The organism is Nocardiopsis sp. NPDC006198, assembly GCF_040613895.1.
In the GTDB taxonomy this organism is placed as follows: domain Bacteria; phylum Actinomycetota; class Actinomycetes; order Streptosporangiales; family Streptosporangiaceae; genus Nocardiopsis; species Nocardiopsis tropica.
The window spans coordinates 142,051-168,290 of record NZ_JBEXSY010000008.1 but is presented as its reverse complement, the minus strand read 5'-3'; the positions used below and the strand labels follow the sequence as shown (position 1 = coordinate 168,290).

Genomic DNA, 26,240 nt, shown 5'->3' with positions numbered 1-26,240 from the left:
GGCCTGCGGCCGCCTCGGCGGGCGGGGGCGGGCTGCTGCGTTCTGAGGGGCGGGGTTCCCGCCGCGTGGGCCGCGTGCGGCCCACGCGTCTCCCATTCCAGGGGCGAGTTTCGGCCGCCGGGTGCTCCGCCCTGTCGGCAGTCGGCAGCGGGATGGGGTCCGGGGGTGCCGCGCGGGACGACTGCACCCCACGCCGTCATACTCGATGTTCTGTAATTGCAAGTATCGGCGCGATGTGGCAGACTCATACTTGCAGTTCCAGAACTCCAAGTATGAACTTCGTTTGTCGGAGGGGCCGAGCATGCCGACCCTCACCCCCCCGACCCAAGGAAACGGACTGCCATGAGCAGCGAAAACAACGCATTCGTCGCACTGGCCACCGCGTCGGACCGGATCGGCCACGACGGCCGCCTGCCCGAGGACGCCTCGACCGCTGACCTGGTGCGCGCCGTCCTGGCCCGCCCCACCCCCGCCGGGGTCTACCTCACCCCGGCCGGACGCTGGGCCCTGCCCGGCGACCACCCCGCCCACCGGCACCTGCACCGCCCGGGCTGGGACTGGGGCATGGACGCCCACCCGGTGGGCGAGGCCGCCACGCCCACCCCCCAGTCGCTGCGCACCTGCCCGCAGTACTGGATCCACGGCCCGGGCCACGATGCGGCCTCGCGCACCCCCTGCGGCCACGGCGAGTACCGGCTCACCAACTCCTGCCCCGACTGTGAGGACGCCAACGAGGCCCCCGCAGACACCGACCCCGACGCCATGACCGGGCCGCTGTTGCTCGCCGCGCTCGCTCAGGTCGACCTGCCCGTCAAGCCCAGCACCGAGGGCGACTGCCTCTTCGTGGACCTCGGACAGGTGTGGATCGAGATCACCGACACCATCAGCGAGGCGTGGGACTACCCGCTCGGCCAGCACCGGGGGTTCTGCGCTCAGGTCGTGCACCGGGACGACCCCTCCCGGTACCACCTGTGCTACGCCTCCGCCGACCACGACGCCCGCCGGGACGTGCCCCACCTGGTCCGGGCGGTGGCCGCCGAGGCCGACCACCGCCGACGCCTCGGATAGCCGAAAACCGGCGCCGCCTGCACGCGCCCGCCCGCTCCTGGAGCGGGCGGGCGCCCCTGACCTGCGACCATGGACCCATGTCCGAGTTCGTGCCCCCACCACCGCACCCGCGCGTGAGCAACTACCCCCGCCGGGCGGCGGCCTGGGTCACGCTCATGGTGGAGCCCGCGCTGGTGCGCGCCGTCCTCGAACTCGCGGAGTACCCGCTGGCGGCCGGGAGGGTGGCCTGGGTCAGCGCCCTGGCCATCGCGGCCGCGCGCGGCCGCGAGGAGACGCACGTGCCGCTGTCCATGTCCGCCGTCATCCCCGCGCCCCTGCTCGCCGAGGTCTTCCCCGACCAGGCCACGGCCCAGCTGCGGTCGGTGGCCCTGGACATCGGCGACGCCCCCTCCCCGGCCGTACTGCGCCGGCGCCTGGAGCACCTGGCGCAGGCTGGACCGCACCTGCCCGTGCACTTCCTGCGCCCCTGAGGGCGCCCTGTTCGGGTGTGTCCACCACCGGCCAACGGCCGCGAATTCCGCACGCCGGGCGGCCCTCGTGTGCTATTCGTGCCCCATGCAGCCCGACCGCCGACGAGTGCAGACCGCCGTGACCGGTGATCCCCACTCCGCCGAACCCGCGTACATGCCCACCGACCCCGACGAGGCCGAGCAGTTCCGGGACCGGGCCAGAGAGCGCGCCCAGACCCACTGGTGCGGCCTGCTGCTGGGCGGGTGCGGAGGGCGGCTGTCGCTGAAGATCGTGCGCGAACGTGAGGCCGTGCCGCACTTTTCCCACAACGCCGGGTCCAACCTGTGCGCGCGCCTGGCCCGGGGCGGGGAGGCCACCCGGGGCGGGCACAGCGCCGACCACCTCTACGCCAACCGCCACCTGCGCGCCTGGCTCGCCGAACACGAACGCGCAGTGGAGGCCCCGGCCCAGTACCTGGGCCTGGACCGCGGGCGCGGCTGCACCGAGCTGATCGTGCCCACCACCGCCAAGCCGCTCCGGCTGGTGTTCTCCCACGACCTGGACCACGAACTGCTGGCCCTGGCCAAGTCGCCCCAGGCCAGGGACTACGTGTGGCTCGTGCGCGCCAACCAGTCCGTCACCTCCGCCCTGTTCGCCAACCGGGTCCCCCACCGCCTGTTCCGCCTCAGCGACAGCGACGGCGCCGAGCACTCCCGTGCTGTGCAGGTGGGCATCCGCGACGGCGCCGGGAAGGTCGAGTGGGTCCCGCTCGCCAAGTGCGTGCTCCGCGGCGGCACCTTGGTCAAGGCCGTACCCGCGGCGGCCGCGCCCCTTCCGCGCCCGGAGAGCGAGCCCTTCCGGGAGAGGGAGGAGGTGGACCCGCTGGAGCAGGCCCTGCGCGGGCTGCGCCACGCCCTGGCCGAGGGCGACTCGCGCGCGAACGTCTCCACGATGGCCGACCGGGTGCGCCTGCAACTGCGCGCGGCCCGCGTCCGCGGTCTGGCCCCGGACCTGGCGGTGGAGGCCCGCAACCTGCTGGACCAGGCCGCTGACGTGCTCAACCCTCAGCAAGATGCCAAGGCGTCCGGTTTGACGAGGGGGCAGGCGCAGGAGGAAGTGCGGAACCGGCAGGTCCAGTCGTACCGTGAGTACGAGCGCCAGGAGGAGCGCTACAGGCAGACCGCCCGCCAGGTCGACCAGCTCGTCGGCAAGCTCGCCTGGGCCAAGGAGAACGAGCGCAGCCGGGTCTACCAGGACAACCGCGTCCAGCTCGTGGAGATGCTCAACCGCCCCGACACCCCCAAGCACATCGCGGACCGCATCAAGCAGCAACTCCTGATCTATCCCAAAGACCTGTTCACCGCTCCTGCGCCCACGCCGGGGCCTCGGCCCCGGAGCCGTTCCGGGCAGCGCGGCTCGGACAGGCGCGGGCGCCGCGAGGCCCAGACACCGGCCGTGCCCGCGCCGGCGCGGCCCGTCCGCCAGGCCGAGAAGCTGGAGGTGTCGGCGCGCATCGACCAGCGCAGCCGGGAGCTCCTGCGCGAGCTGCGCGCCTCCGGGCAGCGGCCCGTCCCCCGCCAACCGCCGACACAGTAGCCACCGGACCAATCCATCTGAGGAGAGACGTGGAACGCATCGACGACAACGCCGCGGACACAGCACAGCGCCTGCGGAGCGAGCACCCGGAGGCCGCCCGCGTGGCCGCCGGGTTCGCGCTCAACCTGCGCCAGGGGGTGCTGCTGGCCTGGACCGAGCTGATGGGGATGGCCAACAACCACCCCGACCCCGGCCAGCGGGAGGCCGGCGCGCAGCTGCGCGACGGGCTGGCCCCCTGGTTCGGGGAGCACGGGGCGCCCTCGGCCGAACCCGGCGCCGTGCTGCAGTGGCTGCTGCAGCTCCCGGACGGTGAGGGGCAGCTGCTCCGCGCGCGCCTGGGCGCCGTCATGAAACACCTGCGCACCACCCCCGTTGGCTGAGGGATCCTGCGGCGGGCCCCCGGGGGGCGCGTGGACTGTGCCCCCCCGGGGGCCGCCGTCTCAGTCCTCCTTGACCAGCACCACCTGGCGGCCGTGGACCAGCCCCTCCGCATGGCGGGAGGCGTCGCCCGTGGCTCCGGGCACGGCGTAGAGCTCGACCAGGTCGGGGTAGGCCGTGTCGGCGAAGACCGCCAGGGTCAGAGCGTGCACCGGTTCTGCCTGGGAGGGGGCCCGCTCGCCGACCCACACCTGGGTGGCACCCTGGTCCAGGACCTGGGCGACCCAGGGGGCGAGTTCGTGCAGCAGGTCGGCGTGCTCGCCGGTGCGCCCATGGCCGGAGAAGGTGGCCCGTGCGTCGGAGGCCAGGCGCCCCACGGCAATCCCGGTCCCTTCCCAGTACCCCTCTGTGCTCGCCCCGTCGGGGTCGGTCACGATCGGGGCGGCGCCCAGGGCCCGGGCGAGTCGGCGCACGGCCACGTCCTGGCGGGCGGAGGTGACCGTGGGCTCGGGCCTGATCTGCACAGGAAAGTCGGAGTCGGGGTCGTAGTGGACGCTCACCGGGGGCAGTGGCGCGGCGGCGCGCAGCACGGCGGCCGCGGCTTCCAGGTGGGTGTGCACCTGCACGGGCAAGGGTGTGGGCATGGGCGGCATCCTACGCACCCGGTCCGGGGGCTGGTGCGGGCGCGCGCCGTTGAGGATGCCCTGGGGCGGTTGCGCCGCGGGGGCCTCGCCCCCGCACACCCGGTGCCGGGTCCATCCCCTCGCCCTTCGTCCGCCCGTAGGGCGAGCGCGCCGTGGGGTGGTCTGCCACCGAGCGAAGCGAGGCTCGGCCCCAGAGCGGCGCCGGGTGACCGGGTGGAGCGGGCCGTCGCGAGGAACGAGCGGCGGGGCGCGCAAGCCGCAGCTCCCGGCGGTGCGGCGGGGTTGGCGGGCCGCCGCGCGGGGTGCTGGTCTGTGACCGGACGACGGGAGAGGGGGTGGACCCGCCCCCACCACAGACCACCCGCACCCGACCGCACGCCCCCGTCCATCCGCGAGCCCGGAGTCCCCGCCGGAGGCACCCCGCCGCGGCGGAAGGTGTGCGGCCCGGGGCGCGCGCCCCGGGCCGCGATGACGCACTCAGCCGAAAAGCAGGGCCAGCGTGATGGTCAGCACTGTGATCTCGGCGTTGTAGGTGGCGTGGGCGAGGATGAGCGGAAGCAGGGTGCCGCGCCGGTACAGCGCCATCAGCGCCACACCCAGCAGCACCCACCACAGGGCGTCCCACCCGTGGTGGGCGTGCATGGCGGCGCGGATCCCGGCGGAGAGCGCGTAGACCTCCCACGCCGGCCGTTCGGCCAGCCCCAGGACCAGGGCGATCAAGCCCAGCAGGACCATCTCCTCGATCAGCGAGGTCGCCAGGGTGTTCGGAACCCGGGTGCCCACCTCCCACAGGACGGCGTCCAGGCCCGGTCCCGGCGCCGAACCGGCCGCCTGCGCTGGGGCGGGGGTGGCCAGGACGGCGGAGAGCTCCAGGCCGGCGAAGAGTCCTGCGAACGCCAGCAGGCCCAGGACCCAGGTGATCACGGGGTGGATGCGGCGTCCCGACCGGGTCGGAGCCGGGGCGGAAGGGGTGAACAGCTCCCGCACGCCCAGGCCCAGGCGCCTGCTCACCCACACGCAGCCGAAGATGACCAGGCCGAGCATCAGGGCGTAGCGGGCCCAGTCGATGAGCACGTCCGACCACGTGGCGGCGGGGGCGGGGCCGCCGAGCCCCTCGGTCAGGGAGTGGATCATCACCAGGTAGGAGGGCGAGTAGGCCACGGCGACCACGACGCCGAGCAGGGCATAGGCGCGGCCGGCGCTCAGGGTGGCCGGCGGGCGCGGGGCCGCTTCGGGTGAGAGGGTCACCGGGCCTCCATCCGGTCCAGGCGGGCGCGCACGCGCTGGCGGACGGGGTCGGCGGGGGCGAGCAGCTCCAGCAGCTCCAGGGCCGTGTTGTAGGCCCTCCGGGCCCCGTCCGGGTGGCCGCAGGCCTCGCTGAAGACGCCGATGCCTTCCATGGCCTGGGCCTGCCCGGACAACGAACCGTGCTCGACCATGGCGTCCCGCGCGGCGTTGAGTTCCTGCAGGGCTGGCTCGTGCTGGTCGAGCCGGACCAGGACCTCCCCCAGCGCGATCCGCGCCCGGGCCGAGTTGTAGGCATCGCCCTGCAGAAGCTGCAGGGCGTGCTCCAGGCGGGTGCGGGCGGGCAGGACCTCGCCCAGGGCCAACAGGGCGCGGCCGAGCTGGAACAGGGTGATGCCCCGGTGGTGGTCGGCGCCGGTGTGCTCGTCGGCGGCCAGGGCCCGCTCCAGGTGGGTGACGGCCTCGGCGGGGTGCCCCGCCTCGTAGGCGATGATGCCGCGCCGTTGCAGGGTCTGGGCCAGGCGGGGCCGGTCGTCCAGGTCGGTCCAGATCAGTTCGGCCTCGTTCAGGTCGGTCAGGGCTTCCTGGTCGCGGCGCAGGTGGCTCAGGGCCAGGGCGCATTTTTGCAGCAGGCGGGCGCGCAGGGCGGGGGCGCTGTCCTGGAGGGCGTCCAGGGCGGGGCGGGCCGCGCGCAGCCACAGGTGGTCCTGGCCCTGGTGCAGCACCATCGGCCACATCCCCTCGACCAGGCGCACCGCCTCGCCCACCAGGGACAGCTCCAGGGCCAGCGCGCTCAGCGCCGCCAGGTTCTCCCGCTCCTCGAACAGCCAGGCGTTGGCGTGGGCGGCGTCGGGGAAGATCTGGCGGGCCGCCTCCCTGTCCGTCGGGTGCTCGTGGGCGTAGGGGCGCAGCGCGCGGTCCGCGGCCGCGGCCAGCATCGCCCACCCGCCCACGAAAAGGGCCTGGGCCTGGCGGCGCTCGGCCTGGGTCTCGCCCGCCTGGGCGGCGGCCCGGGCGTGGTCGGGGTCGGTGAGCCGGTACCGGCCCGGGGCGTGCTCGTGGAGCAGGCGGGCGGCGGCCAGCTCGGCCAGGTCCTCGGGGTGGGGGGCGTGGCCGGGGTGGGTGAGCATGGCCACGGCCCGTCCGGTGATGTCGGGGCCCGGATGCCAGGCCAGGTGGCGGTAGGTGTGGGCGGTGTCGGGGGGCAGGTCGGCGTAGGCCGGATCGAGCGGGTTCATCGGTGTCTCCTGGTTGAGGGTGCGGGCGGTGTGCGCCCAGGGGCGGGGGTGTGTGCTGTGCCGGGCGGCGACGGCGCACAGCGCCAGCGGCAGGCCGGCGCACCGGGCGCTGATGTGTTCCAGCGCCCGGTGGTCCTCGGTGCGGGTGGGGTGGTCCTGGCCCACGGCGGTGAGCACCCGCAGGGAGTCGCGGGCTCCCAGCGCCGGGACGGTGAGGGCGAGGGCGCCGTCGACGCGGAGCTCGGCCAGCGGGCGGCGGGCGGTGACCACGACCGTGCTGCGGGCCCCGGCGGGCAGCAGGGCGCGGACGGCGGCCGCGCAGGGGGCGTCGTCCACGAGCAGGGCGATGCACAGGGGGGCGGTGGCCGAGCGCCACCACGCCGAGCAGGCCCCGGGCGGGCGCGGCGAGGAGCCCAGGGGCGCGCCCAGCGAGTACAGCAGGAACTCCAGGACCTCCTCGGGGTCGGCGGGCGCCGTGGCGGTGCCGCGCAGGTCGGCGAGCAGGTGCCCGTCGGCCCCCAGGTCGGGGTGCTGGTGCAGGAAGCGGGTGGCCAGGGCGGTCTTGCCGATGCCCGCGGGGCCGGTGAGTACGATCAGCGCGGAGCGCCCTCGGGCGTGGGCGTGTTCCACGGCGGCGCCCATCCGCTCCAGGGCCGCGGTGTGGTTGACGTGCACGGCCGGGGCGAGGGGGAGCTGGCGGGGCGTGGGCGGCCGCGGCCCCGGCGGGGTGGGGGCGTGCAGGATGAGGTCGCCCTGGACGGCGTCGACCTGGGCCAGCGTGCCGTGGACGTTCCCGTGCACCTGGTGGTGCGGGCGCTGGCTTGGGGGGTCGCAGGTGTTCACCGCGCCTCGTCCACGCTGGCGTGGATGTTGTCGACCAGGGCGTCGATGACCTCGCGCAGCCAGTACTTGTGCTGTCCCACCTTGCGGTGGTGTTCGGGTACGGCCCCTTCGATGACACAGCGTTGGAGGGTCTTGGTGGTGACGTTGAACCGGTCGGCGGTCTGGTCGAGGTCGTAGTAGTCCTCGATCGGCCGGGCTCTGACAGCGGCCAGCGCACGCACCTGCGCCTGGTCGTAGCGGCGGTGGCCCCTCGGTGTGCGCATGCAGACCAGGCCTACCTCCGTGGCCAGGCGCTTGAAGGCGTTGGCCGATATCTCCAGCATCCTGGCCGCCTCGCCGGAGGAGAGCTGGGAGCGGCCCGTCGTCGACCCGGGGGGTGGAACCGGTGGCAAGTCGGCGGCGGGTGCCGCCGCGGCGGGGCGCGGCGACTCCACCGGCGGCGCGGGTTCGGCCGGAGGCAGGGCCTGGGAGCGCACCTGCAGGTACCCGGTGCCCAGATGGCGGGGGCCGGGGGGCAGGGGCGCCACGTCCCAGGGGTGGGCAGTGGCGGGCACGATGCGCGCCCACACCCCGCTGGCCGGACGGGTGGCCTGGTATTCCTCCAGCCACGGGGCCAGGGGGGTGAGCAGGTGGGTGAGCGTCCCGGTGCGGGTGAGGTCGTGGTCGTAGGGGCCCCTCGGTCGGCCGCCGCGGTACAGGTCGATGCGCCAGGTATCGGATACGGGCGTGGGCGATGTGTGGGGGGCGGGCGGGGAGTCCTGGTCCTCCCCGCGCTCTTGTGTTGGTCCGTCCGTCGACTCCTGGGCGGCGTCCTCGCCCGGTTCCGGTACGGGTGAGGGCGGGGGCGGTTCGGCGGACGCTGGCGGGACGGGGAACAGGGTGCCGTCCTGCTCCTGCGGGGGCGCAGGGGCGGGGGCGGACGGGGGCCGGAACAGGGGGGTCCCGCTCTCCTGCAAGCCGGGCTCCGGCGGCGCGGTGGGGGGCGTTGTCGCACGGTCGGGGCGCGCGGAGGGGCGCATCTCAGTACCCGCGTCTCTGAGCTTGTCGTAAACGTAGGACGGGGACCATCCGGTGGCGCGGGCCAGCTCCGGCACGGAGCCGCCAGCCTCGTAGACCGGGCGCATCCGCGCCCCGGTGGCTTTATGGGGCAGGCCGCGGTACAGGGCAGTGAGGTGGCCAAGGCCGGGGACGGATCCGGGTGTGTCCGGCCGCGTCGTGTTCTGGCTCACGAGGAGTTCTTTCCAGTTGGTGCGTGGGTCGTAGCGGACGGGCTGGGGGCGGCGGGCGCGGGCTCCTCGGCAGGGGCGGGCCGAACCTGGGCCAGCGTGCCGTGGACGCTCCCGCGCACCTGGTGGTGCGGGCGCTGGCTCCGGGGGTCACAGACGCTCACCGCACCTCGTCCTCACAGGCTTCGGTGTCGGTGAGCAGGCCGTCGATGACCTCGCGCGACCAGTACTTGCGGTGTCCGACCTTGTGGTCGTGCGGGGGCAGGAGTCCCCCTCTAACCCATCGGGAGATGGTGTTGGGGCAGACACGGAACAGCTCGGCGGTCTCGTGTAGGCGGTAGTAGTCCTCGATCGGCCGGAACCAGTCGGCAGCCAGCGCGCGCACCTGCGCCTGGTCATAGCGGCGGTGGCCCCCCCGTGTACGCGTGCAAACCAGGCCCTCCTTCTCGGCCAGGGTTTTGAAGGCCTCGTTTGACAAGCCCAGCAGCTTGGCTGCCGCGCCAGTGGTGAGCTGGGAGCGGCGCGTTCTCGGCCCTCGGAGCGAAGCCGGCGGCAGGGGTGTGGTGGCGGGTGCCGCCGCGGCGGGGCGCGGCGACTCCACCGGCGGCGCGGGTTCGGCCGGAGGCAGGGCCTGGGAGCACACCTGCAGGTACCCGGTGCCCAGATGGCGGGCACCGGACGGCAGGGAGGCCACGTCCCAGGGGTGGGCGGTGGCGGGCACGATGCGCGCCCACACCCCACTGGCCTGGTGTTCCTCCAGCCACGGGGTCAGAGGGGTGAGCAGATGGGTGAGCACCCCCGTGCGGGTGAGGTCGTGGTCGTAGGGGCCATGTGGTCGGCCGCCGCGGTACAGGTCGATGCGCCAGGTGTCGGTTACGGGTGCGGAAGGGGTGTGGGGGGCGGGCGGACGGCACGCCGGAGGGGAACCGGGGTCCTCCCCGAGTTCTTCCTTTGGTCCGTCCGTCGACTCCTGGGGGGCGTCCTCGCCCGGCTCCGGTACGAGTGGGGACGGTTCGGCGGGCGCTGGCGGGACGGGGAACAGGGTGCTGTCTGGCTCCTGCGGGGGCGCAGGGGCGGGGACGGACGGGGCCCGGAACAGGGGCGTCCCGCTCTCCTGCAAGCCGGGCTCCGAAGGCGCGGTGGAGGGTGAGGCGGGGGGTGCTGCCGCACGGTCGGGGCGCATCTGAGTACCCGCGTCTCTGGGCTCGTGGTGGACGGTGGACGTGGTCCGTCCGGTGGCGCGGGCCAGCTCCGGCACGGAGCCGCCGGCCTCGTAGACCGGACGCACCTGTGCCCCGGTGGCTTCCCGGGGCAGGCCGCGGTACAGGTCCAAGACGTGTCCGGGGCCGGGAGCGGCGCCGGGTGTGTCCGGGCGCGTCGTGTTCTGGCTCACGGGGAGGTCTCGTGGGTCGTGGCGGACGGGCTGGGGGCGGTGGGCGCAGGCTCCTCGGCAGGGGCGGGGCGGGCCAGGCGGGCCAGGCGGGCCTGGTGGGCGCTGGCGCGCTCCTTGACCACCCGGTCCGCCTCGCGGGCGACGGCGCCCTCCTGCCCCACCGGGCCCACCTCCTGCCAGCCCTCATCGGTGTCCAGGAACCAGCACGGGCTCCCGCCCGCTCCGGTGCGGGTCCGCACCCGCACCTGGTGGCCGAACCTGGTCAGCGCGACGTCCTCGCCGTCGGGTCGCAGGTGTAGCTGGCAGCTCCGCGCCGCCTTGGCCAGAGCCTGGCGCTGGAGCCGGACGGCGCTGGCGGGCATGGACAGACCATTCATCGGTGTCGTTCCTGTGTCGTGTACGGGTCGGTGGCGAAGGAGGCGGGCGCCGGCGTTGCGGCCAGCGCCCCATCGGCCCCCCAAGGGCCAGGTGTCAGTGGCTGGCCCAGGTCAGACATGAAGTCTGGTAGTCAGCGAAGGGTCGATCAGGGAGGGGGTGAATTCCCAGACCAGGGCCTTGTGGTCGCTGGGGATGTCCACCTGTTCCAGCTTGCGGACGGCGGGCACGACCGACTCCGACACGTACACCCGGTCCACGGCGAATCCGCCGTTGATCCCGGTGGGGGCAAGGAGCCGGGCCTGCTCGCGCCGGTCTGCGGTCTCGTTCGCGAGGTGGAGGGCGAGATCGGTCCACCGGCATCGGTCGAACAGCTCAGCGACCGGCCGGTCCACCTGCTCTTCGCCGGCCCGGCCGGTGAATCGGTAGGCCAAGTTGGCTGCCGGGAGCTGGTCGGGGGAGGGTTCGGGCGGGGCCTCGGGGTGCGGCAGCCGGGGCTGGTTGACATCTCCGAACACCATCGCCGCCTCGGCCCGGGGTGCGCCGGGAGGCTGGGATCGGTCGGCCACCCGGCGGACGCGGTCGTTGGCCGCGCTGGCTTGGTGCAGGGCAAGCGGGGCGCTCTGGTGGGACAGGTGCACCACCACGACCGCCAAGGAGTAGGGCAGGCCGAGGTCGAAGCGGGCGGTCCCGCCGAACCCCTGCCAGAAGACCTCGTTTCCCTCGGCGGGCTCCCACTCCTTGCACTCCATGGCGGTCGGGTCGTACAGCAGGCCGGTCGACTGGCCGGGCAGGAAAGAGCCTGGGACCGCGGTGAGCCCGAGCCGGTCCTCGACCTCGCCCAGCAACTTCTCGTCCTCCTTGGCCCACTCGTTGACCTCCTGGAACCCGACCATGGCAGGGGCGTGGGCGGCGATCGCCTCGCACAGGGCCGGGATGCGGTCGGCCGGCGAGCCGTCCGGGTTGCTGGTCCCGCTGCGCCAGGCGTTGACGGACATGCAGCGGAGAACAGGGGCAGGGGACATGGGACTCCTCGTGTGAGAGACGGGACGAAGCTCCGGAACAGGGGGAAGGGGAAGGCGCATGTGGCCGCGGGCACCGCTCCGGTCAGGTGGTGACCGGATGGACGGGGACCTGCCCGCGCTGCGGCGCAGGGCGTCTCACCCGCTCCCCTGCTCCGTGCGTCGGCGGGCCAGGGCGTCGACCACGCTGCGCGGGTAGCGGATGTAGGGCTGGTTGGGCCAGCGCCTGCCCGCCAGCTGGGGCGCCAGCTCGGCGAACTTCTCCCCGGGGACCTTCAGACGTTCGCGGGCCTGCCCGGCGGTGTAGGTGCGCTTCATCCACAGCGCCTCGGCCTGGGCGTCGACCTGGTCGGCGGGGTAGAGCCAGCACCGCCGCCCCGGCACGTAGATGTGGTCCAGGCGCCCGTTGCGGGCGAGTCGGCGCACGGCGTCGGTGGTGATGCCCAGCAGGTGGGCGGCCTCGCCCGGCGGGTAGGCGCGGGGCAGGGCCAGGACCTCGTCGCGGTCGTACAGGGTGGCCCCGCTCTCGGCGAGGGTGGTGCGCACCAGCGCGCGCACGTCGTCCAGGTGGTAGCCGGGGGCGACCGCCTCGCGGGTCTGGGCCGCGCTCAACCACCGGGGCAGGGCCCGGGCGGGGGGACGGCGGAGCAGCTCCTGGAGCCGGCGGGGGGCCACGTAGCAGGCCAGGTCGCCGGAGTTGATCAGCTCAACTGCGCGCCGCTCGTCCATGCCCACGGAGCGGGCGGCCTGGTGGAGCGGTAGCAGGTCGGGCACGGTGTTCTCCTCAACACGGTCATCGGAGGGGGCGGGGCCGTGCGCCCGCCCGGTCGGCGGGCGCACGGGATGGCTCGTGGCCACGGGGTCAGAAGACGTGGTCGGGGTCCAGGGGGCCGACCGCGGCCACGGTCTGGGGGCGGGTCAGGACCTGGGCGGCGACCTCGGCGACCTCCTCGGGGGTCACGGCCTGCACCCGCTCGATGCGCTCGGACAGGCCCACGAAGCGGGGGTGGTACAGCTCGCTCTCGACCAGCCCGCTCCTGCGGTCCAGGACGCTCTCGTGGTCCAGGGCCAGCCCGCCCAGGACGCGGGCACGCGCCCGGTCCAGCTCTGCGGCGCCGATGCCCTTGGCCGCGACCTCCTCCAGTTCCTGGCGCATCAGGGCGATCACCTCATCGGCCCGCTCCGGCGCGCAGCCCGCGTAGAACGTCAGCTCGCCGGTGTCGGCGAAGCTGTTCAGGGAGGAGAACACCGCGTAGACAAGGCCCCGCTCCTCCCGCAGCCTCGCGCACAGCCGCGACATGGGCCCCTCGCCCAGCACGGCGCTGACCAGCTGCAGGGCGTAGGAACGCTCGTCGGTGTGCGCCAGCCCCTCCACGCCCAGGACCAGGTGCGCCTGGTCGATGTCGCGCGATTCGATCGTGGTCCCGCAGGAGACCCGCACCCGGGGGTGGGCGGGGCGGGGCCGTGCGGGCAGGGCCCCGTCCGTCGCCATCATGGTCGCGGAGAGCGCGGTGCGGACCTGGTCCACGACCAGGTCGTGCTCCAGGGCCCCCGCGGCGCTGACGATCAGGCGGCTGGGCACGTAGGCGGCCCGGTAGCAGTCGGCCACCGCCTGGCGGCTGATGGAGCGGATGCTGTGCGGGGTGCCGCCGATCGACGCGCCCAGCCCGGAGCCGGCGAACAAGGCGCTGGTGAAGAGCTCGCCGACGTGTTCGAGGTGGTTGCCGGTGTGCAGGTCGATCTCCTGCAGGATCACGCCCCGCTCGACCTCCATCGCCTCGGGGTCCAGGGCGGCATGGGCGACCACGTCGCTGAGCACGTCCAGGGCCACGGGCAGGTCGCCGCCGCGCAGGTGCGCCCGGACCGTGGTCGACTCCTGGGTGGTGAAGGCGTTGTGGCGTGCGCCCACACCGTCGAGCGCGCCGAGCAGCTCGGTGCGCGAGCGCGTGGTGCTGCCCTTGAACAGCAGGTGTTCGAGGAAGTGGGCCGCCCCGGCGTGGGCGGTGTCCTCGTCGCGCGTACCGGAGTCGGCGGTGATGCCCACGGCCACGGACGTTCCGGGCAGGGTCTCGGTGATCACGCGTAGGCCGCCGGTCAGCACCGTGCGCTGGACCAGGCCGGTGGCGGCGTCGGGCTCGGCCAGGGTGAGGGTGGTCTGGGGTGCCTGGTCGGCGGCCAGACAGGGCGGGAGGGTCAAGATCGGCCTTTCGGGTTGCGGTGCCGGGGGATGCGGTGGGGGCGTGCGTGGGGGGGCGCAGGCCGGTCTGGGCCCGGGCGCCGCAGCCAGCGGCGGGCGCGGCGGGCGGCGGCCCGGTTCGGGAACAGGTCAGCCGTGGGGGCGGGCGAAGGCCTCGATGCCCACCGCGTGGTCGGTGAGCCGGGCCAGGAGGTCGCCGGCCTCGGCGGCCAGAGCGGGGTGGTACAGGCGCACGGCTCCGCCCGGCCAGCCCCCGGGGGTGTGGTGGCGCAGGTAGAGCAGCCCCAGGCGGGGGTAGACGACCAGGTCCGGCAAGGGGTCGGCGCATCCCAGGCGCACGCGGCTGTGGTGGTCGAGCACCCGCACGTCGAAGCCCGTCGTGCCGAGCATGCGCAGGGCGTGCAGGCAAAAGCGCTCGGCGTGGGTGAGGACCGCACCCGGCGCCCACAGGGTGCGGCTCGCCAGCCCGCGGCTGGCGTCCAGGTCCGCCCGGATGGCCTGGACGATCTCTCTGTCGTGCAACAGGGTGAGGGCCTCCTGGAGACGGCCGCGCATCCACATCCGGTGCGCTCGGGGGGCCGAGTCCACGTGGGGATGGGCCATCAGCCGCCAGCACTGCCCGTTCCCTGCGTGGCGTGCGGTGGCCTCATCGACCAGGTATTCGCGGTGGGACAGGCGCTGGCCCTCGGCGGCGGCGGCGCGGCGGAGGGCGTCGAACACCGTCGGGGCGCTCTGGGGCGGCGTGGTGTGGTGGGTCACGGATGCACTTTCATGAGGTGGTGCTGACAGGGGGCGGTGGCGGACCAGGGGCGGCCGTTCAGGGGCGGGGCCAGGGCTCACCGGCCGCCCACAGCTCCTCGAACACGCCTGCGGCGCGCTCGGCGCCGGGCACGGCGAACCACCCGCCGGGCACCTCCATGTACTTGCGTCCCCCGCGCACGGTGAACGGGGAGGCCCACGCCAAAGGGGCGTGGGCCGGCACCACGCGCACCTGGATGTGGTCCAGGGCCGCCATCTCACCGATGTGGCGGAGCTGGGCGTCCATGGCCGCGTCGGCCACCAGGGGCCGGTGCGCGGCGTAGTGGGTCAGGGCGTACCGCTGCGGGACGCCGGTGGTGCGCCGCACCAGGTCGGCCCTGTGCATCTGCGCGTCGAGGGCCTCGGCCAGCTGGTGGGCGGTGAAGACCGCGCACCAGCCCAGGACCGCGGCGGCGTACTCGCGGCTCTGGAGCACCCCGGCGGCCAACAGGGGGCACCAGTGGTCCCCCGGCTGGGAGGCCTCGGACCGGGCCAACATGTGCTGGCTGCGCACCAGGTGGTCCCCCGGGTCGGAGTCCTGGTCGTGTCCTGTGGCGGTACTGCTCATCGGGGGGGTGTTCCTTCGGAAGGAGTGGACTGGGTGGGGTGTGCCCCCGCCCGTGGGAGTCGGGCGGGGGCACGGCGGTGGCGCCGCCCCTGGGAATAGCAGGCGCGCGGCGGCGCCACCGGCTCAGGGCCCGAGCACGGTGTCCAGGGCGCGGGCGATGCTCGCGATGGTCGGCTCGTGCTCGGGCAGGTCGGCGGGGGGCTGGTGCAGGCCGCGCAGCAGGCTGGTGCGCAGGGTCAGCACGTCCATGGAATTCATCCCCAAATCGGCGAGGTGGGTGTGGTGGTCCTCGGCGGCGACCGGGACCGGCGCCAGGTCGGCGACCGCCCCCTGGGCCAGGTCTAGGAGCGCCCGGTGCCGGTCGGGTCCCGTGAGGGGGCGGATGCGCTCGGCCCACCGGTCCGAAGCGGCCGGGGCGGGCCGCCAGGAGAGCGGCCCCAGCTCCAGGGGGGCGGCGCGCCGGTGCGACCGCTCCAGGGGCAGGCGGTGGGTGTAGGCGACCGCGGCCGCGCGGGCCAGCCCCGCCCGGGGGTCGGCCCGGTCCCGGACGGTGTGGAGGCGCAGGTCCAGGTGATGGCGGGCGCGCGTCTCGGCCGTGGGCACCTCCAGCACCGGCTGAGGGGACACCTCCAACACCAGAGTGCGGCGGGTGGAGGCCACGCACAGCACCGTGCGCTCCCACTCCACCGGCTCGCGCAGCTGACGCACCCAGTAGGGCGCCCCCAGCTCGGTACCGTCCACGCGCGTGGCGCTCACCGAGCACAGGTACTCGACCCCGGTGGGGCTGCTGCGCGGGCGCAGCCCGCGCAGCGCCGACGCCAGCTCGTCCAGGTGGGTGTCCACCGCGGCGCTGTGCGCGGGCGGGGCCCCCTCCAGGCGCCGGTGGCGCACCTGCGCGGCCTCCAGCGCCGCCTCCAGGCGGGCGAGCGGGGCGTGGCGGCCGCTGAAGACCACCCGGGCGGGGGCGTTGAGGCAGGCGATCTCCACCCCCGCCTCCTGGGCGATTTCCCGGGCCGCGGCGTGGTCGACCTGGGCGGCGACCATGCCCCCCGCGGGCAGGGCGCGCTCCAGGACCTGGGAGCGGGCGCACACCAGGCGGGCGGCGTCGGACAGGGACAACACCCCGGCCACGTGCGCGGCGGCCACGGCACCCAGCGAGTGGCCGGCCACCGCGTCGGGGGCCTGGCCCCACCGCTCCTGCAGCACGCCGGCCATGGCGACCTGCGCGGCGAAAGTGTCCTGCTGCAGGGCGGCCAAACCGCCCTGGGCCCCCCGGTAGGGGGCCAGGGCGGCCTGGACACGGTCCAGGTGGTCGGCGAAGCCCATGTCGCAGGCGGCCAGGGCGCGCACCGCCTCGGCGTCGTAGGCGCCGTGCCCGCCGAACACCCACACCGACCGGGGCGGGGCGGGCAGAGGGCCCGGGACGCGCCCCGGCGCGCTCACCGGTCCCACCAGCGCCGCATCGGGGGAGCCCTGCCCCAGCGCGGACAGGGCCCGGCGCGCCTCCTCCCGGTTGGCCGCCAGGACGGCGGCCCGGTGCGGGCCGTCGTCGGCGCGGTGCTCCTGATGGGCGGCCACCCGGGCCAGCTGGGGCACACCCGCGGTCGGGCGCTTCGCATCCTGGCCGGTCAGGGCCAGGGCGAGGCGGCGCGCGGAGGCGGACAGCGCCGGGCCGCTGTGCGCGGCCAGGGGGATGAGGGTGAGGGCGCCGGTGTGGGGCTGGGCCGGGCCGGAGGAGCGGGGGCGCGGGGCCGCGTCGAGCAGGGCGAAGCCCAGCGCGCCGGAGAACCCGAACGAGCCGACCGCGGCGCGGGCCGGGGAGGGGACCCCGCGGTCCGGCCACGGCGAGGCCGCCACCGGCACCTGCAGGGGATAGGCGTCGAGCTTGGGGTGCGGGCTCTGGTGCCCGGCGGTGGGCGGGATCCGGCGGTGGTACAGGCTCAGCAGCGCCGCGATCACCCCGGTGAGGCCGGCGGCCCCCTCGCCGTGCCCCCACAGCCCCTTGACCGACCCGAGCAGGAGCGGATCCCAGTCGGGACGGTTGTAGACCTCGCACACCGCCTTGGTCTCGGCCAGGTCCCCGGCCGCGGTCGCGGTGCCGTGGCCCATGTGGAGGTCGACCGTGGCCGGGTCCAGGCCGGGATGGTCGAACAGCTGGCGCAGGAGCTCGGCCTGGGCCGGGGTGGAGGGCATGCCGGTGCCCGGGGAGCGCCCGTCACCGCCCACCACGGTGCGCGCCACCACCCCGTACAGGCGGTCCCGGTCGGCGCGCGCCTGCTTGTAGGCGCGCAGGACGAGCACCGCCACGCCCTCGCCGCGCACGTACCCGTCGGCGGCGGCGTCGAAGGGGCGGCAGACCCCGGTGGGAGACAGGGCGGTGCCGTCGCCGAACGCTCTGTGCACGACCGGGTTGGCGGCGGTGTTGGTGCCGATGACGATGGCGGTGTCCACCCGGCCCTCGGCCAGGTCACGGCGGGCGTCGTGCAGCGCGTACAGGGAGGAGGAACAAGTGGTGTCCAGGGTGACCAGTGGTCCCTGGGCGTCGAGCCAGCGGGCCACGGGGGTGGCGAGCATCCCCATCCCGCCCGCGGCCAGGTCGGCCAGGCGCGGGCGGGCCCCGTCCGCGAAGGTGTCGGCCTCGTCCGGAGAGGCGTTGCCCACGTAGATGCCGGTGCGGGGCCCGGCCAGGCAGGAGGGGGCGATCCCGGCGTCCTCCAGCGCCTCGGCCACCACCTCCAGGATCAGGATCTGCGTGGGCGAGAGCTGGGCGGCCTCGGAGCCGCGCAGGCCGAAGGCGTCCTTGTCGATCTCGCCCGGGGCGGGCAGGGCGATGGGCGCCACCGGCCAGGGCCGGTCGGTGCGGTCCTCGGGGTGCAGGCGCTCCCGCATGGCCGACCACCGCTCCTGGGGGTAGCGGCCCAGCGCGGGCGTGCCGCTGAGCAGGTGCGCCCAGGCCTGGGCGGGGCCGCGCACGTCGGCCCCGGCCGGGCCTGGCAGGCGCAGGCCGATGCCGACCGCCGCGGCCGCGCGGGGTATGAGGGTGTGGCTCATGCCATCACCTCCCACAGCAGCGTCGCGCCCTCACGCCACACGCGCAGGCTCACCGCGTCGGGGAAGGCGAACGCCAGGACGCTCTTGAGCTGGTGCTCGGTGTCACCGGCGTTGTGGAAGGTGTTGTCCTGGGCGTTGTAGCGCCGCCGCACACGCGCCCCCAGCGCCGAGATCGGCGCCGGGTCGTCCTCACCGGCGACCGCGCACCCGAAGAAGACGCCGCCGGGCTTGAGCGCGCGGGCCGCCCCGACGAACGCGGCGACCTTGTCGTGCAGGCTGCGCCCGGGCAGGGTGTGCACGACCATGGTCATGCCCACCGAGTTGTAGGTGTGCTCGGGGACGGGCCAGGCGGCCAGGGCGTCGCCCCGGTGGACGGCCAGCGCCGGGTAGCGGCGGCGCAACCGCCTGGTCCCCACCTGCAGGGGCCCCTCGTGGTAGTCCATCAGATCCACACGCTGGGTGCGCGCCGGCCGGTGGGCGCGGCGGGCCTGGCGGCGCTGGCGGCGCGAGGCGCGGCGCAGGAAGTGGCTGTTGCCGGGGCCGACCTCCAGGTGCACCGCGCCCATGTGGCGGTCGTACAGGTCGTGGATGGTGGCGTTGCGCACCCCCCACAGCGGCCAGTGGGAGCCCACGATCACCACGCCGGTGTAGGCGGTCGTGAGGAGGAATGTGCTGTACAGGCCGGGGTTGGGGACAGAGACCGGCGCCGGGCTGGTGGCGTCGGGCAGGGTGAAGTGCTCGTCGTGGCCGCCCTGGGGCCGGCCGTCGTCTCTGGGTTCGGGCATGGGTGTGGGTGTGGCGGACATGTGTCCTCCGTGATGGTGTGGGGGGTGGGTGGTGTGGTGCTCAGCGGAGCAGGGACGCCATCAGGGCTGGCTGGTCGATCCCCTGACCCCAGGCCGCGGCCTGTTCGGGGGCGTGCTCCAGGGCCGCGACCATCTGCCGCACCCGGGTGTGGTGCGGGTGCTCGGGGTTCCAGTAGGCGTCGACGAAGGTGCCGAAGGTGTTGGCGTGGGAGCCGTGGGCCGCGTCGAACGCCGACCACGCCCCGTTCAGGAAGTCGGCGTCGAAGGGGCCGCTGGGCGCCGCTCGGCGCTCGCGGATCTGGGAGCGGACCGTGGTGGCCACGAGCGCGGAGACCGCCGCCCCCTGCCCGGAGGCGGGGTGGGGGCTCATGGTGACGCCGCCGATGCCCAGGACCGGGATGCCGCTCATGAGTGTGACGGGGCGGCGGACCTGCGCCATGACGTGCTGGATGAGCTCCGAGCCCGGCACCCGCGGGGCGTGCCGGTAGCGTTCGGCCAGCTCGGGGGCCTGCTCGTGCAGGGCGCCCATGGCCTTGTCCCAGGCGGCCAGGAACCGGTCGTGGGCGGGGATGCGCTTGTCCGTCGGGACGGGGTCGGGGGCGAAGGCGCCGCCGGGGCGGGCGATGACCTGCACGCACACCGACCAGAACGGGTCGATCTGCAGGTTGCGGGCGGCGGCGCCCTGGTCCTCCCCGGACAGTGCCAGCACCTGGTCCTGCGTGATGCGCTCGTAGGCCAGGACCGGGCAGATGATGACCTCGACGTCGGGGTTGCTGAACACGATCAGCCGGGCTTCGTCGGAGCCCCAGTCGGAGGTCTCCACGTGGGCCTGGACGATGACGCGGTCGCTGGCCGCAGCGGTGCGCCCGGGGTCCACGGGGAAGGCCTCGGCCAGGTCGCTCTGCGACCCGGCGGCGATCACCGCGAGGTCGTAGGGACGGGCCCTGAGCAGGTACTCGACCACCTGCTGGGTCGAGTGCTGCACCAGCGGCACGACCCCGTGGGCTTCCAGGGCCTGGAACCACATCGCCGTCGCCAGGCGCCGGTCCACGGAGGTGGCCAGCCCGGACAGGCGGGTGCGGATGGTCGTGCTCTGCCCGCCCGGGTCGGCCAGGATCATCTCGACCAGGTCGACCTGGGGGGCGGTGTCGGACCACACGTCCAGCCCCAGGAGGCGTTCCTGGGCGCGGGCGAAGGGCAGGAAGGGCCGGGTGATGCGGGGCGGGCCGCCCAGCAGCTCCCCCAGGGTCTGGCGGGTGGTCATCTCCACCCGCCACCCGTCCTGGGCCAGGCCCATGGCCAGGGTCAGCCCGGAGTGGCCGCTCCCCACGATCAGGGCGTCGTCGTTGCTGTTGTTCCTCATCGTTCCTCCAGGCGGCGGACGGCCTCGTCGACATCGCTGCGCACCATCGCGCGGCCGTAGACCACCGGCGTGCTCTCGGCCAGCCCCAGGGCGTCGCACACCCGGGCGTCGTCTGCGGGGGTGAGGTCGCGGTCGGTGTCCACCAGCACGGCGGTGGGCACGTGGTGCTCGGCCAGCGCGGCGGCCTGGGCCCGGGCGGCCCCGAACTTTTCGCCGTCGGTGATGACCAGGGCGCCGGCCGCCACGCGGGTCAGCCACTCCCACTGGGAGCTGGCCTCCTCCAGGCCGCACACCGCGGCCATGGAGGTGTAGGCGTTCTCGTCCAGTGCTGCGGCGTACCACACCGAGCCCCGGGTGTCGGTGACCGGCAGGTGCATGGGCCCCACCGGTGCCAAGGGCCCCAGGGTGCGGCGGGCGGTCTCGTCGCCGGAGACCACCAGCCACAGGTCGTGGTGCAGGGTCGGCTCGGGGTGCAGGGCGCCGGGGGCGGTCCAGGCCCGCCAGCGGGCAGCCGGTGCGGTCGAGGGGGCGAAGACCTGCCGTACCGGGGCGCGCAACGCGGTCGGGGTGTGGCGGTCCCGCGCCGGACGGTGCTCCCTGCCCGGGGCGGAGTTGGGCGGTCGGGCGGTGACGAGCTCGGCGACGGCCGAGGCCATCGCCACGGGGATCTGGTCCATGCGGGCGGCCAGCTCCAGGACGCTGGTCGGCCGGTCCAGCCGCCGGATCAGGTCCAGCGTGGCATCGGCCGTCTCGGACAGGACCTCGGGGGTGGGCGTGTTGGGCACGGCGGTGACCAGGGTCGTCACGTACACCCCGTACAGGGGCGAGACCCACAGCGGTGGAACGGTGCGCCGGCCCGGAGAGGCGATCCGCTTCCAGGGGCGGCCCGGACCCATGGCGCTCATCGGGACGCCTCCCGGGCCCGCGCCAGGGCGTCGCTCACACGGGCCGCGCACTGCTCCAGCGCGGTCAGGACCGTCTGCGGGCTCCCGGCGGGGGCGTCGGGGATCTCGGTGACCAGTCCACCCCACCCGGTGATCGGCTGGATCAGCACCCACCAGGGGGCGGCCTTGGCCTGCCCTGCGGGGGCCGGGCGGCGGTAGCGCACCGCCAGGTGCTCGGCTTCGGCCGCGGAGGCCCCGGACCACATCCGGGCGAGCTGGGCGGTCAGGCAGGTGTGGCCATAGGCGACGGCGGCGTACTGCTCGGCGCGGATCCGGGCGTTGTGGTCGTCGGCTTCGGCGGCATGCCCCAGCAGGACTCCGTCGGCGCCGAACGCGATGGTGTGGCGGGCCTGGCGGTGCTCGCGCTCGAACTGCACCAGCAGGTCGCCGACCTTGGCGGGGCGTTCGTGGAAGACCCCCGGTGGCATGCGGGTCGGTGTGATCATGCACCCCAGCATCACCACACCCCGCGAGCCACCCCATAGCCACGCGGGCTCAATCGTGAGCCGCAAAGGGTTCGCAGGTCAGCGCCCTGATGGGCTCAAAACCCGAGCGCCCGGGACGGTCCGGCCCTAGGGTGCACCTCATGGAACTGCCCACCGCGGCCGACGTCGCCGTCGACGCCGCCCTGCTGCGCATGCTGGAGCTGCACGAGAGCGGCCGCCCCGACCAGTGGCGGACCCTGGACACGCTGATGGCCGGGGCCCCCGAACCGGTGCGCGCCTGGGCGCGCAGGCACCGCCGGCGCATCGGCGACACGGCGACGGCGCGGGGGTGGGCGGGGTGCCGCGCGTCGCTGGACCCGGCCGGGGAGGTCTTCCGGCTGAGCCCGCCGGGAGCCGATCAGGCCAGGGCCGTCCGCGCCCTGGCCCAGGGGCCCCAGCGCAAGGCGCGGGTCCGCGAGCACGTGTTCGCCTACATCCACGCGATGAGCGAGCGCACCGGTACCCTGCGGGTCCACCTCGCACCGATCAACCAGACCCCGCTGGGCTGGATCGGCGCGAAGGCCATCACCCGCCACGAGACCACCCGGGCCTGCGCCCTCCTGGCCGGACAGGGCCTCGTCCGCATCGAGCTGACCCTGATCACCGGCGACACCGAGTTCGTCGTCCTGACCCCCGCCGGGCTCACCGCGGCCGAGCACCACGGCGGGTCCTACCACCGGTGGGAGAGAAGCTCCCACCACACCCAAGGAGGCAGCATGGTCCACGTCCACCTCAACAACAGCCCCAGCGCACAGGTCAACACCGCCGGGACCGTGCACGGCGACAACACCCAGACGGCGACCACGGTCACCGCCCAGCCCCCGGACCTGGCCGGGCTGTGCCAGGAGCTGCGCGCGGCGGCCCCCACCCTGTCCCTGGACCAGGACGACCGCGCCGAACTCATCGAGCAGGTCGAGCGGGTGGAGGGGGCGGCGGCCGCACCCGAGACCATGGTCGCCAAGCTCAAGCGGTGGCTGGCCGCGATCAGTGAACTGCTCAGCGGCGACACCACCGGCAACGCGCTGCACCTGCTGGGCGAGGTCGCGGCCGCCCTGAGCTGGCTGCAGGGCCTGGCCGCCCCGACCGGCCTGGTGTGATTCGCCCCCGGAGCGGCACCCGCCCCTGCCGCTTCGGGAGAGTGTTTCTCAGGCGAGTGGGACGCGGATCTCCTCGTCCCACTCGTAGACGCCCCGGTCCCGGTGCAACCGGATGAGGCTGACATGGTCGACCTCGACCAGGGCCCGCACCGGGGCCTTCGCCAGCAGGGCACGCACCGGCGCCAACGCCGCACCGTCCTGTGCGGCGTAGGCCATCGTCACGTGCGGGCGCCAGCCCGCCGACTCTTCCACTCGGTGCTTTCCCAGCACCTGGGCCAAGACCTCGCGCACACGCAGGCGCACACCGTCCAGCCGGGGGTGGGCGGCGGGCAGGTTCACGCCCTCGGCATCGATCAGGGGCGGCCCCAGCTCCAACACCAGCGGCCCGGTGCCCGCCAGGGCCCGCCCCGCAGCCTGGGCCACGGCCGCGACTTCCTCGGCATCGAGCTGGTCGGCGAACCCCACACCCTGCATGGTCAGGTGCAACCACCGGCGCGGCACCGCATCCCATCCGGGCAGGCCCCGCACCTGCTCCAACGCGTCCACGGCCTCCAGCAGAGACGACCGTCCGGGCTGGGCGCCGAACACGATGTGGAGGGTCCAGCACCGCGTGCCGGGCCCCCACCCCGGACGCCACCACCAGTGCCGTCGGCTCGTCTCATCCTCCGGCGGCGGGTTCAGGCTCACCCGGTCTCCCTTCACAGGTCGGCGAAAGCGCGGATGTGCTCCCTCATGGTGGAGGTCTCCCCGGCCAAGGGCAAGGCGCGACCGAACTGCTCCAACTTCAGCACCAGCGGGCGCGCCCGCAGCGCGGGCTCCAGCTCCAGCAGGGGGGCGACCTCGTTCATGGCCTCCTCGACCTGCCCCTGCTGGACCAGGCCCGTCGCCAGGTGCAGGGTCAGCATCCGCTCGGACCCCAGGTTGCGCACCCAGGACCGGCGGCCCACGTCCAGGCCCTCCCGGGCGCAGTCCACGGCCAGGCCCGCCTCACCGAGGCTGAGGTAGGTCTCCGCCCAGTACCCGGTGGCGCGCGGGAGCTCGCACGCCAGCGGCCCGCCCAGGTCGCTGTCCTGGGTGGGCTCGTTCTCCAGCGCCCGGCGGGCCACCTGGATCAGCTCCATGGCCCGGTCCACGCGCCCCTGCACGGCCAGGTCCTGGGCCAGAGCGCTGGCGGTGATCACCGCGGCGCCTCCGCCGACCGCCTGGGCCTTGTGCCAGGCCTGTTCGGCGAACTCGGCCGCGCGGCCCCGCCGCTGCTGCCAGTAGGCGACGGTGCGCAAACACATGAGCGCCCAGGTGGCGATGCCCTCGTGCCCGCTCTCATGGGCGGCGACCTGCGCGGCGCGGGCGTGGGCGACGGCGTGGTCGGGACGGGTGCGGTCCACACTCAGCCACGAGGCCAGGGCCGAACGCCATCCGGAGAGCACCCACAGGTCGCAGGCCACCGTGAGCGGGAGCCGGTGGTGGCGCCACTCCTCCAGCTGGCCCGAGAGCTGCGCCAGGTCGGCGGCGATCTCGGTGAGCGGGGCGGCCAGGTACCGGTCGGCCAGGTCCCGCAGCTGCTCGTACACCATCCCCGTCGACCACGAGCCGACGGGGCCGCTGTCACCGTGGCGCACCAGCCCTGCGGAGTGCAGCCCCAGGGCCTCCATCGGGTCGGTGTGCACCGGGGGGGCCAAGGCGGGCGCGGGGCCGTCCCACGCCATGGCCGGGGAACGGTCGGGATCCTCGCGCTCCGGGGGGGCGGGGGGCGGCGCCAGCCCCGCTATGGCGTCCGCGATCATGTGCGCCTTGGTCACCTTGCGCACGCCGCGGATCGTTCCGCCGACCGTGGTCTGGCCCAGGCCCGTCAGGGCCGCCAGCTCGCGCTGGGACAGCCCCCGCTGGTTCAGCGCCCGAAGGAGTGTGCGCAGGTCGCCTTCACGGGCCGCCTCGACCATGGCGGGGTCGTCCCAGAAGCCGTCGGGGATGCACACGCACCGGCTCTTGGCGCAGACCGGGCACATCTGACGGCCGACCAGGTCGCTCATCGGAGCACCCGCTCCGGGCCCAGGGGCCGGGCCGTGCGCCGTGCGCCGGCCGGACGTGCTGCCGCGGTGTCGGACACCGTTGTCCTCGCTCTCATTACTCACACAGTCGACGGGGCGGGCCCTGCGCTAGCCGTGGGCGGGGGTTCAGCGGAGCCCGCCCCGCCCGCGGCCGCGCCCCTCGTGCGGTGCACGGCCGCCGAGCGCCCCCGCAGGGGTGGTTACAGGTTGTGGGCGGCGCGTGCGGCCGTGATCTCGGCGGACAGGGCGTCCACGTCGGGCGCCTCCACCCGGAACTCGCCCGGGACCTGCGCCCACACCCGGGCGATCGGCTGCCCGGGGGGCGGGGCCTCGAACCCGGCCACCCAGTCGGGGGTGCGGGCCTCCAACGCGGCCAGCCCCGCGACGGTGGCCCGGGCGGCCGCCATGTCCGGCGGCGACAGCTCCCGTTCGCTGGACCAGGGGGTGCGCACCCTCAGCACAGGGCGGCCCTGGCGGGTGCGGCAGCTGGTGGTCTGCCATCCGGCGTTCACACCCCCACCTCCACCGACAGCTCACGGATCGGGCGGGACCGGCCCAACAGGTCGGTGAGCAGGTCGGTGAGCACGGAGGCCAGGGCGGGATCCTCCACACACCAGGCGCCCAGCGCCCGCCCGTCCGGCGCGTACTCCTCCAGGTACATCACCCGGCGCCCGCACACCAGCACGTCGGCCAGCGGCCGGTGCCGGTCCCAGGTCAGGTGCTCCACCGCCTTCGGCCCCGCCACCCGGATGTCCTGGCGGGCGTGGGCGGTCCGCGCCTGGTGGTCGCGCACCGCCCACTCCAGGTAGGGGGTGCGCGGCGCCGTCGTGTCGAACACGTCGAGCTGGCGGAACCGCTGGGCGCGGGCGTCGAACAGCTCGGCGCGGCGCTGCAGCTCGGGTACGCGGTCGGCGATCAGGCGCGCCCCGCCCTGGCGATCCCCGCGCAGCCACGCCGCCAGGGACGGCATCGAGCCCTCGGCGGCGATGTGGGAGCGGGTGTGCAGTCGGATGACGTCCCCGCGCACCCGTTGGAGCGTGTGCTCGTAGTGGGCGTCGTAGACGCGGCTGTCCAGCCACTGGCCGCCGTGGTAGCGGGCCTGGTCGTGCAGGGCCGCCAGGGGGGTGACGTACTGGTGTTTGGCGTTGAGGTGCTCGACCAGGGCGCGCCGGTCCAGGCCCCCCATCACGCGGGGACTGGGCAGGCGACCTTTGGTGATCATGTCGTGCACGCCAGCGATCGTCTCGCCGAGCAGGTGGGACACATGGTCCCAGGTCACGTGCTCGGGCAGGGACGCCAGGACGCGGGCCCGGCGGCCGATCGCCGCCGATTCTTCGGGGGACATCACATCACCTCATGGGAGTTGGGAAGAAGAGGGGCCGGGGAGCGGTGGCGCTGCCCACCC

General features: G+C 74.8%; 25 protein-coding genes. 5 read left to right on the top strand and 20 right to left on the bottom strand.

Annotated features, from left to right (window positions below):
- The first annotated feature begins 342 nt into the window (after nucleotides 1–342).
- The 4 genes from ABZ234_RS08605 (at nucleotide 343) to ABZ234_RS08590 (ending at nucleotide 3,494) form a co-directional block, all read left to right on the top strand.
- The gene (locus tag ABZ234_RS08605; protein ID WP_355011602.1) at nucleotides 343–1,068 is read left to right on the top strand and encodes a hypothetical protein; all 726 of its coding nucleotides are present in this window, start codon (nucleotides 343–345) and stop codon (nucleotides 1,066–1,068) included.
- A 77-nt stretch (nucleotides 1,069–1,145) separates the two neighbouring features.
- On the top strand, nucleotides 1,146–1,538 hold the full coding sequence (locus ABZ234_RS08600; RefSeq protein ID WP_355011601.1) for a hypothetical protein: 393 nt from the start codon (nucleotides 1,146–1,148) through the stop codon (nucleotides 1,536–1,538).
- An 85-nt stretch (nucleotides 1,539–1,623) separates the two neighbouring features.
- On the top strand, nucleotides 1,624–3,114 hold the full coding sequence (locus ABZ234_RS08595; RefSeq protein ID WP_355011600.1) for a hypothetical protein: 1,491 nt from the start codon (nucleotides 1,624–1,626) through the stop codon (nucleotides 3,112–3,114).
- A 29-nt stretch (nucleotides 3,115–3,143) separates the two neighbouring features.
- On the top strand, nucleotides 3,144–3,494 hold the full coding sequence (locus tag ABZ234_RS08590; protein WP_355011599.1) for a hypothetical protein: 351 nt from the start codon (nucleotides 3,144–3,146) through the stop codon (nucleotides 3,492–3,494).
- Nucleotides 3,495–3,554: 60 nt separating this feature from the next.
- Here ABZ234_RS08590 and ABZ234_RS08585 read toward each other — a convergent pair whose 3' ends face one another.
- From ABZ234_RS08585 to ABZ234_RS08510, 16 genes are all read right to left on the bottom strand, one after another.
- On the bottom strand, nucleotides 3,555–4,136 hold the full coding sequence (locus ABZ234_RS08585; RefSeq protein WP_355011598.1) for a hypothetical protein: 582 nt from the start codon (nucleotides 4,134–4,136) through the stop codon (nucleotides 3,555–3,557).
- Nucleotides 4,137–4,613: 477 nt separating this feature from the next.
- Nucleotides 4,614–5,384 carry a CPBP family intramembrane glutamic endopeptidase gene (locus tag ABZ234_RS08580; protein ID WP_355011597.1) on the bottom strand — a complete coding sequence of 257 codons (771 nt, stop codon included), beginning with the start codon at nucleotides 5,382–5,384 and terminating at the stop codon, nucleotides 4,614–4,616.
- The gene (locus tag ABZ234_RS08575) at nucleotides 5,381–7,462 is read right to left on the bottom strand and encodes a tetratricopeptide repeat protein (RefSeq protein ID WP_355011596.1); all 2,082 of its coding nucleotides are present in this window, start codon (nucleotides 7,460–7,462) and stop codon (nucleotides 5,381–5,383) included. The genes ABZ234_RS08580 and ABZ234_RS08575 overlap by 4 nt, the downstream gene beginning before the upstream one ends.
- Nucleotides 7,459–8,418 (bottom strand): MerR family transcriptional regulator, encoded by a 960-nt coding sequence (locus tag ABZ234_RS08570; protein WP_355011595.1) that lies wholly within the window; start codon nucleotides 8,416–8,418, stop codon nucleotides 7,459–7,461. Before ABZ234_RS08570 ends, ABZ234_RS08575 begins: the two co-directional genes overlap by 4 nt.
- A gap of 430 nt (nucleotides 8,419–8,848) precedes the next feature.
- Nucleotides 8,849–10,081 carry a helix-turn-helix domain-containing protein gene (locus tag ABZ234_RS08565; RefSeq protein ID WP_355011594.1) on the bottom strand — a complete coding sequence of 411 codons (1,233 nt, stop codon included), beginning with the start codon at nucleotides 10,079–10,081 and terminating at the stop codon, nucleotides 8,849–8,851.
- Nucleotides 10,078–10,443 carry a hypothetical protein gene (locus ABZ234_RS08560; RefSeq protein ID WP_355011593.1) on the bottom strand — a complete coding sequence of 122 codons (366 nt, stop codon included), beginning with the start codon at nucleotides 10,441–10,443 and terminating at the stop codon, nucleotides 10,078–10,080. The genes ABZ234_RS08565 and ABZ234_RS08560 overlap by 4 nt, the downstream gene beginning before the upstream one ends.
- Nucleotides 10,444–10,569: 126 nt before the next feature.
- Entirely contained in the window at nucleotides 10,570–11,481 is a 912-nt protein-coding gene (locus ABZ234_RS08555; protein WP_355011592.1) for a hypothetical protein, read from the bottom strand.
- 135 nt (nucleotides 11,482–11,616) lie between these two features.
- Nucleotides 11,617–12,252, bottom strand: a complete 636-nt coding sequence (locus tag ABZ234_RS08550; RefSeq protein WP_355011591.1) for a helix-turn-helix domain-containing protein — start codon at nucleotides 12,250–12,252, stop codon at nucleotides 11,617–11,619.
- A gap of 88 nt (nucleotides 12,253–12,340) precedes the next feature.
- Nucleotides 12,341–13,675, bottom strand: a complete 1,335-nt coding sequence (locus ABZ234_RS08545; protein ID WP_355011590.1) for a pitrilysin family protein — start codon at nucleotides 13,673–13,675, stop codon at nucleotides 12,341–12,343.
- A 129-nt stretch (nucleotides 13,676–13,804) separates the two neighbouring features.
- Entirely contained in the window at nucleotides 13,805–14,434 is a 630-nt protein-coding gene (locus ABZ234_RS08540; RefSeq protein WP_355011589.1) for a hypothetical protein, read from the bottom strand.
- Between the two features lie 58 nt (nucleotides 14,435–14,492).
- Nucleotides 14,493–15,041 (bottom strand): Scr1 family TA system antitoxin-like transcriptional regulator, encoded by a 549-nt coding sequence (locus ABZ234_RS08535; RefSeq protein WP_355011588.1) that lies wholly within the window; start codon nucleotides 15,039–15,041, stop codon nucleotides 14,493–14,495.
- A 123-nt stretch (nucleotides 15,042–15,164) separates the two neighbouring features.
- Nucleotides 15,165–18,092 (bottom strand): beta-ketoacyl synthase N-terminal-like domain-containing protein, encoded by a 2,928-nt coding sequence (locus tag ABZ234_RS08530; RefSeq protein WP_355011587.1) that lies wholly within the window; start codon nucleotides 18,090–18,092, stop codon nucleotides 15,165–15,167.
- Nucleotides 18,089–18,877 (bottom strand): class I SAM-dependent methyltransferase, encoded by a 789-nt coding sequence (locus tag ABZ234_RS08525; RefSeq protein WP_355011586.1) that lies wholly within the window; start codon nucleotides 18,875–18,877, stop codon nucleotides 18,089–18,091. The genes ABZ234_RS08530 and ABZ234_RS08525 overlap by 4 nt, the downstream gene beginning before the upstream one ends.
- A 61-nt stretch (nucleotides 18,878–18,938) precedes the next feature.
- Complete coding sequence (locus tag ABZ234_RS08520; protein ID WP_355011585.1) at nucleotides 18,939–20,261, bottom strand: hypothetical protein; 1,323 nt, start codon at nucleotides 20,259–20,261, stop codon at nucleotides 18,939–18,941.
- The gene (locus ABZ234_RS08515; protein ID WP_355011584.1) at nucleotides 20,258–21,166 is read right to left on the bottom strand and encodes a hypothetical protein; all 909 of its coding nucleotides are present in this window, start codon (nucleotides 21,164–21,166) and stop codon (nucleotides 20,258–20,260) included. Before ABZ234_RS08515 ends, ABZ234_RS08520 begins: the two co-directional genes overlap by 4 nt.
- Nucleotides 21,163–21,651: a hypothetical protein gene (locus ABZ234_RS08510; protein WP_355011583.1), complete on the bottom strand. Its 489-nt coding sequence runs from the start codon at nucleotides 21,649–21,651 to the stop codon at nucleotides 21,163–21,165. The genes ABZ234_RS08515 and ABZ234_RS08510 overlap by 4 nt, the downstream gene beginning before the upstream one ends.
- Before the next feature lie 140 nt (nucleotides 21,652–21,791).
- Here ABZ234_RS08510 and ABZ234_RS08505 point away from each other — a divergent pair, with 140 nt between their 5' ends.
- A complete protein-coding gene (locus tag ABZ234_RS08505; RefSeq protein WP_355011582.1) occupies nucleotides 21,792–22,787 on the top strand; it encodes a hypothetical protein in 996 nt (331 codons plus the stop codon).
- A gap of 48 nt (nucleotides 22,788–22,835) precedes the next feature.
- On the opposite strand, the gene ABZ234_RS08500 is transcribed toward ABZ234_RS08505, so the two are convergent.
- The 4 genes from ABZ234_RS08500 to ABZ234_RS08485 form a co-directional block, all read right to left on the bottom strand.
- Nucleotides 22,836–23,474 carry a 2'-5' RNA ligase family protein gene (locus tag ABZ234_RS08500; RefSeq protein WP_355011581.1) on the bottom strand — a complete coding sequence of 213 codons (639 nt, stop codon included), beginning with the start codon at nucleotides 23,472–23,474 and terminating at the stop codon, nucleotides 22,836–22,838.
- A gap of 11 nt (nucleotides 23,475–23,485) precedes the next feature.
- Nucleotides 23,486–24,817 carry a helix-turn-helix transcriptional regulator gene (locus ABZ234_RS08495; protein WP_355011580.1) on the bottom strand — a complete coding sequence of 444 codons (1,332 nt, stop codon included), beginning with the start codon at nucleotides 24,815–24,817 and terminating at the stop codon, nucleotides 23,486–23,488.
- Nucleotides 24,818–25,035: 218 nt separating this feature from the next.
- Nucleotides 25,036–25,347 (bottom strand): hypothetical protein, encoded by a 312-nt coding sequence (locus ABZ234_RS08490; RefSeq protein ID WP_355011579.1) that lies wholly within the window; start codon nucleotides 25,345–25,347, stop codon nucleotides 25,036–25,038.
- Entirely contained in the window at nucleotides 25,344–26,180 is an 837-nt protein-coding gene (locus ABZ234_RS08485) for a DUF6879 family protein (RefSeq protein WP_355011578.1), read from the bottom strand. Before ABZ234_RS08485 ends, ABZ234_RS08490 begins: the two co-directional genes overlap by 4 nt.
- Between the last annotated feature and the right edge of the window lie 60 nt (nucleotides 26,181–26,240).